We start from the raw sequence: 13,475 nt of genomic DNA, 5'->3' as shown, positions 1-13,475 counted from the left end.
TTGGGGGGATAGCGGGTCGGCCTGCTTTCGCGGTCCCTGTGGGAGCGGCCTTGTGTCGCGAAATGAGGGCGAAGCCCTCACATGCTCACAGCCATACACAGTCCCAATGGGGATACTCGCCAGCCCGCCGCACCAGGCCGGCCCGAATGGGGTTGGCGATGATGTAGCGGGCCACCGCTCGGACATCATCCTCACGTCTCAGAGCCCGGTCATGAAAGCTGGTCTGCCAAATATGTCGCCTGTCAGCGCCGACCTTGTACAAAGCACAACTGCTTCTGGACTTGAACCCACACATCAGCGCCCCCAGGCTCGTCGGGCCAAGCTCGATAAGCCAGTGAAGATGATCCGGCATCAAGACCCAGGCCAGAGATCGACAAGCCTTGCTCTCTTCACTGAACCGCAATTGCTGGACCACGGTCCTGGCGAATCGAAAATCCTTGAACAACGGCGTTCGGTCACGAGTGGTTGTGGTGAGCAGATAAAGGCGCCCGGATTCAGACACTCGACCGCCACGTAAACGATGGGAGCCTGGACGTTGCATATCGTCCTCCTTTGAACATTGCATTCAAAGGTAGCGGCATTGGTGCGATGGACCAGGGCCGGATATTTACCGGTTGTGACGCTGGTGAGGGCTTCGCCCTCATATCGCGACGCAAGGCCGCTCCCACAAAAGGCAGCACAGGCTTTTGCAGGAGCGGCCCCGTCAATTACGACGACAGGTACGAAGACCGGGTCAAGCCCAGGCGCAAGGCATCCAGATACTGGGTCCGCTCACGCGCAGTGATCTTGGCGCTGGCGACCTTGTCGCGGTAATGCGTCATCAACTCTTCCGGCGACAGGTGCACGTAGCGCAGCATGTCTTCGATGGTGTCGTGGGTTTCGATACCCGCGTGGTACACGCTGCCGTCGGCATTCTGGTAGATGTTCACCGAGTCGGTGTCACCGAACAGGTTGTGCATGTCACCCAGGATTTCCTGGTAGGCACCCACCAGGAACACGCCCAGCAGGTAATCCTCGCCCTCTTTCACCGCATGCACCGGCATGCTGGTTTCGATGCTCTGCTCGTCAACGTACTGGTTGATCTTGCCGTCGGAATCGCAAGTCAGGTCCTGCAATACCGCACGCCGCATCGGCTCTTCGTCCAGGCGGTGCAGCGGGATGATCGGCAGGACCTGGCCGATGGCCCAGGTGTCTGGCAGGCTCTGGAACACCGAGAAGTTGCAGATGTACTTGTCGGCCAGCTTGTCGTTCAGCTCGTCCAGCACCTGGCGGTGCGAGCGCTGGCGGGCTTTCAGCGAGTTGTGCAGACGGCGGCACACGGCGAAATAGCACTGCTCGGCCAAGGCTTTCTCGCCCAGGCTGATCTTGCCATCAGCGTACTGCGCGGCCACATCACCCATGTAGTGGGTGGCGCGCCAGTAGGTCTCGGTGACCATCTCGATGTCGGTCGGGCCAAGCAGGTCGACCAGCCACTGCACGGTCTCGGGCAGGGCTTCCTTGTTCTCGATGGTCGGTACGTCGTCGTTGTGTTTCTCGACATCGGTCACCTGGATCACCAGCATGGCGTGGTGCGCGGTCAGCGAACGGCCACTCTCCGAGAAGATGTGCGGGTGCGGCAGGCCCTGTGCGTCGCAGAACTCCTTGAGCATGCCCACCACCACGCCGGCGTAGTCGTCCATGTCGTAGTTGATCGAGCTGGCATTGCGCGAGTGGGTGCCGTCGTAGTCCACACCCAGGCCGCCACCCACGTCGATATGGTCGACCGGCAGGCCCAGCGCACGCAGTTCGCCGTAATAACGGATGGCTTCCTTGAAACCGTGCTGGTAGTCAGCCAGGTTGGCGATCTGCGAACCCATGTGGAAGTGCAGCAGGCGGATGCCCTGATCCAGGCCCGCATCGCGGAAGCGCTGCACCACCGAAAGCAACTGGGCGGCGGACAAACCGAACTTGGACTTCTCGCCACCGGTGTCGGCCCACTTGCTCGAGGCCAACGACGACAGGCGAACGCGCAGGCCAACCTGTGGTTTCACCTTGAGCTCGGCGGCCTCTTCGATCACCAGGGCCACTTCCGACTCTTTCTCGATGACGATGAACACATTGTGGCCAAGCTTCTGGCCCATCAGTGCCAGGCGAATGAACTCACGGTCCTTGTAGCCGTTGCAGACGATGGTGCCGCCCTTCGGCGCCAGCGCCAGCACTGCCAGCAACTCGGGTTTGGAGCCGGCTTCCAGGCCGATGGAAACGTTTTGCGTGGCGATGATGTTTTCCACCACCGCTTCCTGCTGGTTGACCTTGATCGGGTACAGCGCGGTGTACTGGCTCTGGTATTCCAGGCGCGCGATGTTGGCGTCGAAGGCACCGGTCAGCTGGCGCACACGGTCCTGCAGAATGTCAGGGAAGCGCACCAGCAAGGGCAGCGACAAGCCGCTCTGGCGCAGTTCGTCGACCTGTTCGAACAGGTCGATCGGAGCACTTTGAGGGCCGTTGGGGCGTACTTCGACGCGCCCGGCTTCATTGATGGCGAAATAGCCAGCGCCCCAATGGCGGATGCCATAAACACTGCGGCTGTCGGCCACGGTCCATTGGCTACCATCGTCTTTGCGTGTGCGTCGTACGGACATTCAAGTCCCCTATAGATAAGTCGAAGACACTGCCCGCAGGCAGCGGGGCGAGTGTAAAAGCTGAAAATGACGATTCATCCGTGCTCAGGCATAGACTCTGACCACGGGAACGAGTTTAGAAAGCGCTGGGCAAAAAATCGCGCGATGGCCTCAGCCGCCGGACTTTTTCGCCTTGAAACCCTGTTTGGTCAGCTCGCCGATCAACAGCTCGACATGGTCGCCCTGGATCTCGATAACCCCGTCCTTCAGGGCGCCGCCGGTACCGCAGCGGCGCTTGAGCGTGGTCGCCAGCTCCTTGAGCTGGTCGGGCGGCAGCGGCACGCCGGTGACAGTGGTCACGGTCTTGCCGCCACGGCCTTTGCTTTCGCGGCGCACGCGGGCAATGCCGTCGCCTTCGGGGATGATTTGCTGCTTGCAGGTGCAGGCGTCCACCGGCTGGCCACAGTCGGGGCAGTGCCGACCGGCGTCGGTGGAGTACACGAGACCGCCAAGGGCGGAAAAGGAAGAAGCTTTCTTGGCCACTTTTGTTCCTCGGTGCTGAGGACAAAAACTGGTCGTGCCTTGGGGTTGAGGCCGACCGCGAAGCCCCACTCTGGCAGGGGCGGCGCTACTGCCGCAAGAATTGCGGCAGCCCGAAAAGGGCGCGCAGTGTAACGATAAATACGCCGGTTGTGTAGGAGCGGGTTTACCCGCGAACAAGGGCAAAGCCCTTGCCCTGCGAAACGGGTGTCTGGGCCGGTATTTCGCGGGCAAACCCGAGCCTACAAAGTGGCCTTATAGCGCTGCAACGCCGCCAACGAGTCCGGGCAATAAGGCTTGCTCAGGCTTTCCTGCTCAGCCTGTTCCAGACCGATGAAGCGCGCCTCGATCACCTCTTCCGGCTGCAACCGCAACGGTGCATCCGACACCGCCGAATACACCGCACACCACAAGCGGTTATCCGGCTGGTCGAAGTAGAACCGCTCGTGAAAGCGCAGCTCGGCGCCTTCGATGCCCAGCTCTTCGGCCAGCTCGCGCGCGGCCGACTCGGCATACGCTTCCCCAGCCGTCACCATGCCGCCCGCCGCCACATCCCAATACCCGGGGTACAGCGCCTTGCTCAAGGTACGCCGGTGTACACACAATTCACCGGCACTGTTGAACAGCAGAATGAACGTGCAGCGACCGATCAGGCCACGCTCGCGCAGCTCGGCACGGGGCAAGGCGCCCAGTACCTGGTCGGTTTCGTCCACCCAGGTGACCAGCTCGCGGTCGGAAGCCGCCCGATGGGCGGCCTCGGTTGGGCTGATAGCCATCATCAGCCCTGCGACAGCAGCTGACGCAGATCGATAACCGCAGCGTTGGCCCGGGAAATGTAGTTGGCCATGACCAACGAGTGGTTGGCCCACATGCCGAAGCCACTGCCGTTGAGCACCATCGGGCTCCACAGCGGCTCTTGCGAGGCCTCCAGCTCACGGATGATCTGACGCACGCTGACGGTGGCATTCTTCTTCGCCAGCACGTCGGCGAAGTCCACCTCGATGGCTCGCAGCAGGTGCGACAGCGCCCAGGCTTGGCCACGGGCTTCATAGAACACGTTGTCGATCTGCAGCCATGGGGTTTCCACCAGCTCCTCATCCACCTGCGGCGCCTGGCCGGCAACGACCGACTCCGTCTTCAGCGTGGTGTTGAGCTTGACCCGGCCAACGCTGGCCGACAGGCGCTGCGACAGCGAGCCCAGACGGGTGGCCACGTCACCCAGCCAGTTGTTCAGGTTGTCGGCGCGGGTATAGAAGATAGCGCCCTTGTCGCCGGCAGCCAGACGGGTCTGGTAGCGGGTCAGCGACTTGATGCCCTCTTCGAACTCCGACTCGCTCGATGGCAGGATCCAGCTCTTGTTGTCGAAGTTGAAGCGCGGCTCGGCCTTGGCCAGGTCGGCGTCTTCGGTGGACTGCGACTGCGAACGGGCGAAGTCTTTACGCAGGGCACGGGACAGGTCGCGGACCTGGACCAGCACGCCATATTCCCAGCTTGGCATGTTGTCCATCCACAGCCCTGGCGGGAAGCGGTCGTTGGAAATGTAGCCGCCCGGCTTGTTCAGCAAGGTGCCGGCCACGGTCTTGAGGGTTTCGACGGTGGTATAGCCCACCACCATCTGCTGGCCAGTACGTTCGGCTGCGGCCTGGGCGTTTTGCTGCACCGGGAACAGAGCAGGCTCCTGGCTCCAGTACCAGCCCAGGCCGATACACACCAGCAGGTACAACCCGATCAGGGTCCCCAGGGCACGGCTCCAAAGGCCGCCAAGGTAGCTACGGGCGGCAGCGCCGCGCCCGTCGACACGCTCACGGGGCTCGGCTTTGGCCTCGCGGTTTTTCCAGTCCAGCATGGCTTTGTCCTTAATCAGTCACGACGGTTCAGGGGCTTTGACCACAGGCCTGCGCTAGCGTGCCACGGGAAGCCCGAATGGCTGCACTATAAAGCAGACACCACCGTACGCATAAGCGACCATTCAGTCAGCAACTGAATATTCGTTCTGCCCGCTTTGTTGACGCAGGGCACTCACGCACGTGAAAAGAGCTGCTAGCATAGAGCCATCATTGCCCCTGCACATCCCAACCTATAAGTAGCCAGGACATGAGCCAAGCAGTCGAGCCGAGCCCGCAGTGCCCCGTCCAACAGCTGACGCGTAACGGCCTGCGCAAGGACGACCCGCTCGACCCGCTGCTGCTGCCCGTGCGCAAACCGGTGTACATCCTGCTGCAGGACCACGAACGCGCCCAGCGCCTGGCCCAGCAACTGGAATTCTTTGGTCTGGTGGTGCAGGCGTTGCCCTGCGCTGCGGCGTTTCTCGCCTCGATCAGCGAGTACCCGCCTTCGGCCATCATCATGGATGTCGACTTCACCGGCGCCGGTCTGGGCTTGCTGCTGGCTGCTCGGGTGCAGCAGGGCCTGGCACGCGCCATTCCCTTGCTGTTCTTCAGCCATCACGAAGCCGACACCCCGACCCGTCTGGCTGCGGTACGCGCCGGTGGCCAGGACTTTCTCACCGGCAGCCTGGAAGCTTCCAGCTTGCTGGAAAAGGTCGAACTGCTGACCAACGCCACCCCGCACGACCCGCTGCGCGTGCTGATCATCGACGATTCGCGCACACAGGCCCTGTACACCGAGCGTGTACTGGCCGGCGCCGGCATGCTCACCCGCAGCCTGACCGACCCGATCCGCACCATGGCCGAGCTTGCCGACTTCCAGCCCGACCTGATCATCCTCGACCTGTACATGCCGGCCTGCACCGGCCCGGAGCTGGCCAAGGTAATCCGCCACAGTGACCGTTATGTGAGCGTGCCGATCATCTACCTGTCTGCCGAGGACGACCTGGACAAGCAACTGGATGCCATGAGCGAAGGCGGTGATGACTTTTTGACCAAGCCGTTTCGCTCACGCCACCTGATCACTACCGTGCGCAACCGCGCCGCCCGCGCCCGCCATTTGAAGGCACGCATGGTCCGCGACAGCCTGACCGGGCTGTACAACCACACCCATATCCTGCAGCTGCTGGAAGACTGCAGCTTCCGCGCCCGCCGTGAGCAGCAGCCGTTGAGCTTTGCCATGCTCGACATCGACCACTTCAAGAAGATCAACGACCGCCACGGCCACCCCATGGGCGACCGCGTGATCAAGAGCCTTGCCCTGTTCCTCAAGCAGCGCTTGCGCAAGACCGACTTCATTGGCCGCTACGGTGGCGAAGAGTTTGCCATCGTCATGCCCAATACCGCGCTGGACGCCGCACACAAGGTGCTGGACGAAATTCGCCGGCGCTTTGCCGACATTCTCTACCCGGCGCAGCCGCGGGATTTGCAGTGCACCTTCAGTGCAGGGGTGGTGCAACTGGACGAGGGGCTGGATGCACTGACCATGGCCAGTGCAGCGGACGAGGCGCTGTACCGGGCCAAGCATGCGGGGCGTAATTGCGTCGTTCGTGTAGAGCCCTGAAATTCGCACTCACTGTGCCGGCTTCTTCACAGGCTCGCCCGCTTCCCCAGGCATTTCACATACCTCAAGTCTGGAGGTAAACCTGTGGGAGCGGGCAAGCCCCCGAAAAGGCCAGTGCAGGCCACACCAATAGAGGCACTGTGCCACTTTTTTTCTGACACCAAGCCCCTGGCGTCATCACCCCGTCACAAAATCGCAATAACTTCAGGCGCCTACCTCTCATCTGCGCAGGAAATTCGCGGCTATGCGCCTGAAGTGGCTGACCAATTTCAACACCCTGTTGCTGGTGACCGTGTGTATCGCCTTGGGCGCCACCCTGTGGTGGTCGCAGCGCGCCCTCGAGCGCCCCTACCAGCTGATGGAGCGCTATCTGGGCCTGTCTCAGCAGTTCCAGAACCAGACGGCGCGCAATATCCAGGCCTACCTGGGCAGCGGCGATGCCCTGCGTCAGGCCGCAGCCATGGAGGCGACCCAGCAGTTGCAGGCCGCACTGACGGATTGGCCCGTAGAGCTGGCCGAGAAGTTGCGCCCCAGCCTGGATAGCCTGCAGGCCTTCACCGCCAACGAACTGCTGGCCGCCGGCAAGCTGGCCGGCGACCCACAAGCCCTGCTGCTGCAAGCCGAGCGGGAGCTGGGGGCGAACTTCGAGCAGATGGCCAGCTATGCCCGCGACAGTGGCAACCCCGAGGCCAATCGCTACTTGCTGCCCTTGCTAGACGCCACCCTGCACCTGGGGCGGCTGTCTTTGGCTCGCGACAAGCTGGTCAGCAGCGGCCGCCCAGAGCTGGCCGACGAGGTGGAGCGCGAGCTGCAACTGATCCGCGCCCAGGCCCAAACGGTCGACGGCCTGCCACTGCTCGGCGTAACCCGCACTGCCGAATCCGGAGCCGACGACTTCGCTGCGATGATGGGCCTGGAATCCCAGAGCAGCGCCCAGCAGGAAGACATTGCCGTGGGCCTCAAGCGTGAATTGCAAAGCCTGCTCAACCGCTACCCGGCCGAACTGCAACGCACCCGCGAACAGATCGAGCGCCGCGTCGCGCTGGCCGCCACCACCGGCCAGCGCCTGGAAGCCGTACAACAGGCCATCGCCGCGCTGGAGCCCGAAGTGCGCGGCCAGCATGCGAAAATCGCTGCCGAGGTGCGCATCATCCAAGGCCTGATGATCGGCCTGATCCTGCTGATCGCCCTACTGATCGACACGCTGCAACGGCGCCTGGCACGTACCCTGACCGGACTGGCCCCGGCCCTGTCGTGCTGGGCTGAGGGCGACTTCGCCCAAGCCATCGCCCTGGGCAAGACCAACCGCGAACTGCACGACATCCAGGAGTCGCTCAACCGCCTGCGTCAGTACCTGGTGGAGCTGGTCGGCACCATCCGCCATAACGCCGAGCAGGTGGCCGGCAGCAGCCACGCCCTGGCCGGCATGAGCGCTGCGCTGCACGGCGGCGCCGAGCGCCAGGCCGGCGATACCGGGCAGATCCGCGATGCCTTGGGCGAGCTGGAAGCGACCATTCAACAAGTGGCTGGTGATGCCAGCGCAGCCGCCGAGGCCAGCCGCGATGCCGGGCGTGCGGTGGAACAAGGCCAGGCGGTAATCGGCCAAAGCCTGTCGGGCTTGCGTGAGCTGGTCGATGAAGTGCAAGGCAACGCCCGCATGATCGAACAATTAGCGGAAGAGTCGGCCACCATTGGCGGGGTACTGACGGTGATCCGCGCGATTGCCGAGCAGACCAACCTGCTGGCACTGAATGCCGCGATCGAAGCGGCCCGTGCCGGCGAGATGGGCCGTGGCTTTGCCGTGGTCGCCGATGAGGTGCGCTCGCTGGCCCAGCGCACCACGGGGGCTACCGGCGAGATCCAGGCGTTGATCGACCGCTTGCAGCAGGCCGCCAGAAGTTCGGTGGCGGGGATGCGCGCGCAACTGGAACATGCCGAGGCCACGGCCAACCAAGCCCAGGCCGCGGACGGGGCACTGGATGAGATTGTCTGTGCCATTCGCACCATTGCCGATACGGCGGTGCGGATTGCCGATGTCACGGCACAGCAGAGTGGCGCGGTGAGCGAGATTCGTGACCACAGTGAGCGGATTCACGCGTTGGGTGAAGACAACCTGCAGCGCATTGGCGAGGGGCGTGAACAAGGTGAACAGCTGCTGAGCCTGGGCGGTGAGCTGAACCGGGCCGTGCGAGCGTTCAGGGTCTGAGCCGGCGGGGTGGTCGCCAGGACAGGTGTAGCAGTTGGGTGGTGTTTGACGGGACATGTGCTGCGCCTGTGAGATCGAGCGCCGCCCGCGCGGCGCTTCGCGGGTAAACCCGCTCCGTTTGTTTCGGGCCAATTATTCCTGCGTATCCGTTATCATGCCGAGCACGTTCCACCTCGCGAGTCCGCCATGCGTCGCCTGTTTTTCATGCTGTTCCTGCTGCTGGCCAGCCCTGCCTTCGCCGCAGGCCTGCTCGACAACCGCCCAAGCGCCACCCTTGGCGCCGCTTCGCTGGCCAACAACGCCGACTTTCTGCCGGTACACGAGGCCTTCAAGCTCAACCTGGTCCAGGCCGATGCGCAAACCATCAAGCTGCGCTTCGTTGCCACCGATGGCTACTACCTTTACCGCCACCGCTTCCAGTTCCGCACGGAACCGGCCGATATCACCCTGGGCACACCGAACATCCCCAAGGGTGAGGCCAAGCACGATGAATTCTTCGGCGACGTCGAGGTGTACCACGGCGTGCTCGATATCGAGTTGCCACGTAAAGACCCGCGCGCCTTCACCCTGCTGGTGGGCTACCAGGGTTGCGCCGACAAGGGCTTGTGCTACCCGCCGGAAACCGCACGCCTGAGTATCGATGGCGAAGGCGTTGCAAACACGCCAGCCACCCGCGAACACGGCTGGAACTGGAAGTCGCTGCTGCTGTTCTTCCTCGCTGGGGTCGGCCTGACCTTCACCCCCTGCGTGCTGCCGATGTTGCCGATCCTTTCCGGTGTGGTGCTGCGCGGCCAGGTTGGCGGCGTGCGCGGCCTGGCGCTGTCGCTGGCCTACGTGCTGCCAATGGCCGCCAGCTTCGCGGTGCTCGGCGCACTGATGGGCCTGTTCGGCGCAAGCCTGAACCTGCAGGCGCGCCTACAGTCGGCCTGGGTGCTGGTACCTTTCGCGCTGTTTTTCGTAGTGTTCGCCCTGGCCATGTTCGGCCTCTTCGAATTGAGGCTGCCCCAGGCCCTGAGCAACCGCCTGAACAACGTCGCCAACCACACCCGCGGCGGCTCGCTGCTGGGTGCAGCAGTGCTCGGTGTACTCTCCAGCTTGCTGGTTTCTCCATGTGTCTCGGCCCCCCTGGCCGGTGCCTTGCTCTATATCAGCGCCAGCGGCGATGCCCTGGGTGGCGCGCTCAAGCTGTTCACCCTGGGTTTGGGCATGGGTGCGCCACTGCTGCTGGTGGCCACCGGTGGCGCGGCCTGGCTGCCCAAAAGCGGCCCATGGATGAACACGGTGAAAAACGCCATTGGCGTACTGCTGCTGGGGCTGGCCATCGGCTTGCTCAGCCGTGTACTGCCAGGCCCTGTGACCTTGCTGCTGGTCGGTTTCCTCGCCGCGGGTGTGGCACTGTTCCTCGGCGCGCTGGAGTTCGTCGTCAAGACGGCGGCCCAGCGCCTGGCGCAACTGCTCGGCCTGGCCTTGCTGGTGTACGCGCTGGCTTGCTGGTACGGCGCACTCACTGGCCAGGGCGACCCACTGCGCCCACTGCCGGGGGCGTCACTGGCCGCCAGTGGCAGCCTCCCGACGGCAAAAGCCGATGCCTGGCAGACCATCACCACACCTGATGCTCTGGACGCAGCCCTGGCGCAGGCCCAGGCCGCCGGCCAGCCAGTGCTGCTGGACTGGTACGCCGACTGGTGCATCAGCTGCAAGGTGATCGAGCATGAGGTGCTCAATGCACCGCAAGTGCAAACACAGCTGGCCGGCTTCAAACTGCTGCGTTTCGACATCACCGACAGTAATGCCGAGCAACGCACGCTGCTCGACCGCTACCAGCTGTTCGGCCCACCCGCCCTGCTGTTTTTTGCTGCGAACGGCAGCGAAATTACCGCTGATCGGGTGATTGGCGAGATAAATGCCGGTGAATTTGCGCAGATTCTGACGCGCGTGCGCGGCAAAGTCGGTCTATAACTTCCCGCGAGCCCGGAAAAATCCTGAAATGAGTGACCGGATTTAATTATTCGGTCACATACTTCGCGCGAACCTCGGACATCGTGCTGGCTATTGCCGGGAACTGGACACTTGCCGTTGCTTTACGGCACACTCGCCGCGCTGTGTCGAATTGCCCTACAAATCCAAGGAATCCGCAGATGGCAACGCTACTGGTGCTCCACGGCCCCAACCTCAACCTGCTCGGTACTCGCGAGCCAGGCCACTACGGCGCCGTGACCCTGGCTCAGATCAACCAGGACCTGGAGCAACGCGCCCGCGCCGCAGGCCACCATCTGCAGTACCTGCAGAGCAATGCCGAATACGAACTGATCGACCGCATTCACGCCGCACGCAACGAGGGTGTGGACTTCATCCTGATCAATCCGGCTGCTTTCACCCACACAAGCGTCGCATTACGTGACGCATTGCTTGCGGTGAGCATCCCATTCATCGAAGTGCACCTGTCCAACGTGCACAAACGCGAACCGTTCCGTCACCACTCCTACTTTTCCGATGTTGCCGTAGGGGTGATCTGCGGTCTGGGCGCCAGCGGTTATCGCCTGGCCCTGGAGTCCGCGCTGGAACAACTGGCTGCCAACGCACAGCCCAAATGATGAAAACCCTGGCCTAAGTGGGCCGGGGTTCGAGAGAAACGTTTCAGATACGTTTTTTTGTATTTCGCCCCCTGACCGAACCTTTGGGAGTTGATGATTAATGGATATCCGTAAAGTCAAGAAACTGATCGAGCTGCTGGAAGAGTCTGGCATCGACGAACTGGAGATCAAGGAAGGCGAAGAGTCGGTCCGTATCAGCCGTCACAGCAAGACCCCAGCTGCCCAGCAGTTCTACGCACCGGCGCCTATGGCCGCCGCCCCTGCCGCTGCGCCGGTTGCCGCTGCTGCGCCAGCCGCCGAAGCCACTGCTGCCGCCCCGGCCCTGAAAGGCACCGTGGTCCGTTCGCCAATGGTAGGTACCTTCTACCGCAAGCCTTCGCCGACCTCGCCTAACTTCGCTGAAGTTGGCCAGTCCGTGAAGAAAGGCGACACCCTGTGCATCGTCGAAGCCATGAAGATGATGAACCACATCGAAGCCGATATTGGCGGTGTCATCGACGCCATCCTGGTAGAAGACGGCCAGCCGGTTGAGTTCGACCAGCCGCTGTTCACCATCGTTTGAATCGCGGAGAGCCAACGATGTCTGGGAAGCTCGAAAAAGTCCTGATCGCCAACCGCGGGGAAATTGCCCTGCGGATCCTGCGTGCCTGCAAAGAGCTGGGTATCAAGACCGTCGCCGTGCACTCCACTGCCGACCGTGAACTGATGCACCTGGGCCTGGCAGACGAGTCGGTCTGCATCGGCCCTGCATCGTCGAAGGATTCCTACCTGCACATCCCGGCGATCATCGCTGCCGCCGAAGTGACTGGCGCCACCGCGATTCACCCGGGTTACGGCTTCTTGGCTGAAAACGCCGATTTCGCCGAGCAGGTGGAAAAATCCGGTTTCGCCTTCATCGGCCCGAAAGCCGACACCATTCGCCTGATGGGCGACAAGGTTTCGGCCAAGGACGCGATGATCAAGTCGGGCGTACCGACCGTACCGGGCTCTGATGGCCCACTGCCGGAAGATGAAGAAGTCGCCCTGGCGATTGCCCGTGACGTCGGCTACCCGGTGATCATCAAGGCCGCCGGTGGCGGTGGTGGTCGCGGCATGCGCGTGGTGCACAAGGAAGAGGACCTGATTTCCTCGGCCAAGCTCACCCGTACCGAAGCCGGTGCTGCCTTCGGCAACCCGATGGTTTACCTGGAGAAGTTCCTGACCAACCCACGTCACGTGGAAGTGCAGGTACTGTCCGACGGCCAGGGCAACGCCATTCACCTGGGCGACCGTGACTGCTCGCTGCAGCGCCGTCACCAGAAGGTCCTGGAAGAAGCACCAGCCCCGGGCATCGATGAGAAAGCCCGCCAGGAAGTGTTCAAACGCTGCGTCGATGCGTGCATCGAGATCGGCTACCGTGGTGCCGGTACTTTCGAGTTCCTGTACGAAAACGGCCGCTTCTACTTCATCGAGATGAACACCCGCGTGCAGGTTGAGCACCCGGTGTCGGAGATGGTCACTGGCATCGACATCGTCAAGGAGATGCTGAGCATCGCCGCTGGCAACAAGCTGTCGTTCCGCCAGGAAGACGTAGTGATCCGCGGCCACTCGCTGGAGTGCCGGATCAACGCCGAAGACCCCAAGAAGTTCATCCCGAGCCCAGGCAAGGTGAAGCACTTCCACGCCCCGGGCGGCAACGGCGTACGCGTCGATTCGCACCTGTACAGCGGTTATTCGGTTCCGCCGAACTACGACTCGCTGATCGGCAAGCTGATCACCTACGGCAAGGACCGCGACGAAGCCATGGCGCGCATGCGCAATGCCCTGGACGAGATCGTCGTCGACGGCATCAAGACCAACATCCCGCTGCACCGCGACCTGGTGCGTGATGAAGGCTTCTGCAAAGGCGGCGTCAACATTCACTACCTCGAGCACAAACTGGCCAACCAGGAGTGATCGTGTAGTGTGATGTACCAGAACCCCGGCCCTGTGCCGGGGTTTTTTATTGCCCGCCTGAAGCTGGGGCCGCGTTGCGGCCCTATCGCGACACAAGGCCGCTCCCACAGGTTGCGCGCATGCCTCAGGACTGACGCCGTCCTTGTGGGC

11 protein-coding genes are annotated in these 13,475 nt (G+C 62.8%); 6 read left to right on the top strand and 5 right to left on the bottom strand.

Going from position 1 to position 13,475, the window contains the following annotated elements:
• Positions 1-85: 85 nt before the first annotated feature.
• The 5 genes from ACF8Q6_RS14815 to ACF8Q6_RS14795 form a co-directional block, all read right to left on the bottom strand.
• A complete protein-coding gene (locus ACF8Q6_RS14815) occupies positions 86-541 on the bottom strand; it encodes a transposase (protein ID WP_054830824.1) in 456 nt (151 codons plus the stop codon).
• Positions 542-707: 166 nt separating this feature from the next.
• The gene (speA, locus tag ACF8Q6_RS14810; protein ID WP_003255317.1) at positions 708-2,621 is read right to left on the bottom strand and encodes an arginine decarboxylase; all 1,914 of its coding nucleotides are present in this window, start codon (positions 2,619-2,621) and stop codon (positions 708-710) included.
• Positions 2,622-2,771: 150 nt separating this feature from the next.
• Positions 2,772-3,143 carry a translation initiation factor Sui1 gene (locus ACF8Q6_RS14805; RefSeq protein WP_003255318.1) on the bottom strand — a complete coding sequence of 124 codons (372 nt, stop codon included), beginning with the start codon at positions 3,141-3,143 and terminating at the stop codon, positions 2,772-2,774.
• Positions 3,144-3,382: 239 nt separating this feature from the next.
• Positions 3,383-3,916, bottom strand: coding sequence for an NUDIX hydrolase (locus tag ACF8Q6_RS14800; protein ID WP_003255319.1), 534 nt, complete (start codon positions 3,914-3,916; stop codon positions 3,383-3,385).
• 2 nt (positions 3,917-3,918) lie between these two features.
• Positions 3,919-4,986 (bottom strand): DUF2333 family protein, encoded by a 1,068-nt coding sequence (locus ACF8Q6_RS14795; RefSeq protein ID WP_003255321.1) that lies wholly within the window; start codon positions 4,984-4,986, stop codon positions 3,919-3,921.
• 248 nt (positions 4,987-5,234) lie between these two features.
• On the opposite strand from ACF8Q6_RS14795, the gene ACF8Q6_RS14790 reads away from it, so the two are divergent.
• From ACF8Q6_RS14790 to accC, 6 genes are all read left to right on the top strand, one after another.
• Entirely contained in the window at positions 5,235-6,590 is a 1,356-nt protein-coding gene (locus tag ACF8Q6_RS14790; RefSeq protein WP_392490462.1) for a diguanylate cyclase, read from the top strand.
• A gap of 244 nt (positions 6,591-6,834) precedes the next feature.
• Positions 6,835-8,796, top strand: coding sequence for a methyl-accepting chemotaxis protein (locus ACF8Q6_RS14785; RefSeq protein ID WP_392490461.1), 1,962 nt, complete (start codon positions 6,835-6,837; stop codon positions 8,794-8,796).
• 186 nt (positions 8,797-8,982) lie between these two features.
• Positions 8,983-10,755 carry a protein-disulfide reductase DsbD gene (locus ACF8Q6_RS14780; RefSeq protein ID WP_047605339.1) on the top strand — a complete coding sequence of 591 codons (1,773 nt, stop codon included), beginning with the start codon at positions 8,983-8,985 and terminating at the stop codon, positions 10,753-10,755.
• Between the two features lie 179 nt (positions 10,756-10,934).
• A complete protein-coding gene (aroQ, locus tag ACF8Q6_RS14775) occupies positions 10,935-11,390 on the top strand; it encodes a type II 3-dehydroquinate dehydratase (RefSeq protein WP_003255330.1) in 456 nt (151 codons plus the stop codon).
• Between the two features lie 100 nt (positions 11,391-11,490).
• On the top strand, positions 11,491-11,952 hold the full coding sequence (gene accB, locus ACF8Q6_RS14770) for an acetyl-CoA carboxylase biotin carboxyl carrier protein (RefSeq protein ID WP_010951833.1): 462 nt from the start codon (positions 11,491-11,493) through the stop codon (positions 11,950-11,952).
• 17 nt (positions 11,953-11,969) lie between these two features.
• A complete protein-coding gene (gene accC / locus ACF8Q6_RS14765) occupies positions 11,970-13,325 on the top strand; it encodes an acetyl-CoA carboxylase biotin carboxylase subunit (protein ID WP_003255333.1) in 1,356 nt (451 codons plus the stop codon).
• Positions 13,326-13,475 lie beyond the last annotated feature (150 nt).

Origin of the sequence: Pseudomonas sp. GLN_2, assembly GCF_043106005.1 — a bacterium.
GTDB classification, from domain to species: domain Bacteria; phylum Pseudomonadota; class Gammaproteobacteria; order Pseudomonadales; family Pseudomonadaceae; genus Aquipseudomonas; species Aquipseudomonas alloputida.
This window is presented reverse-complemented; position numbering and strand designations above follow the sequence as displayed.

Coding starts and splice junctions, on each gene's coding strand:
- ACF8Q6_RS14780 (WP_047605339.1), top strand. CDS start 8,983: ATGCGTCGCCTGTTTTTCATGCTGTTCCTGCTGCTGGCCAGCCCTGCC.
- accC (WP_003255333.1), top strand. CDS start 11,970: ATGTCTGGGAAGCTCGAAAAAGTCCTGATCGCCAACCGCGGGGAAATT.
- ACF8Q6_RS14800 (WP_003255319.1), bottom strand. CDS start 3,916: ATGGCTATCAGCCCAACCGAGGCCGCCCATCGGGCGGCTTCCGACCGC.
- ACF8Q6_RS14790 (WP_392490462.1), top strand. CDS start 5,235: ATGAGCCAAGCAGTCGAGCCGAGCCCGCAGTGCCCCGTCCAACAGCTG.
- speA (WP_003255317.1), bottom strand. CDS start 2,621: ATGTCCGTACGACGCACACGCAAAGACGATGGTAGCCAATGGACCGTG.
- ACF8Q6_RS14785 (WP_392490461.1), top strand. CDS start 6,835: ATGCGCCTGAAGTGGCTGACCAATTTCAACACCCTGTTGCTGGTGACC.
- accB (WP_010951833.1), top strand. CDS start 11,491: ATGGATATCCGTAAAGTCAAGAAACTGATCGAGCTGCTGGAAGAGTCT.
- aroQ (WP_003255330.1), top strand. CDS start 10,935: ATGGCAACGCTACTGGTGCTCCACGGCCCCAACCTCAACCTGCTCGGT.
- ACF8Q6_RS14795 (WP_003255321.1), bottom strand. CDS start 4,986: ATGCTGGACTGGAAAAACCGCGAGGCCAAAGCCGAGCCCCGTGAGCGT.
- ACF8Q6_RS14815 (WP_054830824.1), bottom strand. CDS start 541: ATGCAACGTCCAGGCTCCCATCGTTTACGTGGCGGTCGAGTGTCTGAA.